Consider the following 392-nt stretch of genomic DNA (forward strand, 5'->3'; position numbering starts at 1 on the left):
CGCGTCCGCGCCCGCCAGCGCCGCGCCCGCGACGATCCGCCGCGACGGCACCGTGCTCGGCTTCGACGTCGGCCACCGCCGCATCGGCGTGGCCGTCGGCAGTTGTTTCGGCAACGGCGCGCGCGCGCTGGCGGTGATCGACGTGCATGCGCAGGGGCCGGACTGGCCGGCGCTGGACCGCCTGCATGCCGAATGGCGGCCGCACGGCCTGGTGGTCGGCGATCCGCTCACCCTCGATGGTGCCGACCAGCCCAACCGCAAGCGCGCGCACGCCTTCGCCCGCGAACTCGGCGCGCGCTACCGCCTGCCGGTGGTGCTGGTCGACGAGCGCTCCAGTTCGGTCGAGGCCGCGCAACGCTTCGCGGTGGACCGTGCCGCCGGCCGCAAGCGCC

1 protein-coding gene is annotated in these 392 nt (G+C 76.3%); it reads left to right on the plus strand.

Annotated elements, in window-relative coordinates:
* Positions 1 to 34: 34 nt before the first annotated feature.
* A partial coding sequence (gene ruvX / locus D183_RS0123110; RefSeq protein ID WP_039729533.1) for a Holliday junction resolvase RuvX occupies positions 35 to 392 on the plus strand: 358 nt, incomplete at its 3' end.

Source organism: Xanthomonas sp. SHU 199 (assembly GCF_000364665.1).
GTDB classification, from domain to species: Bacteria; Pseudomonadota; Gammaproteobacteria; order Xanthomonadales; family Xanthomonadaceae; genus Xanthomonas_A; species Xanthomonas_A sontii.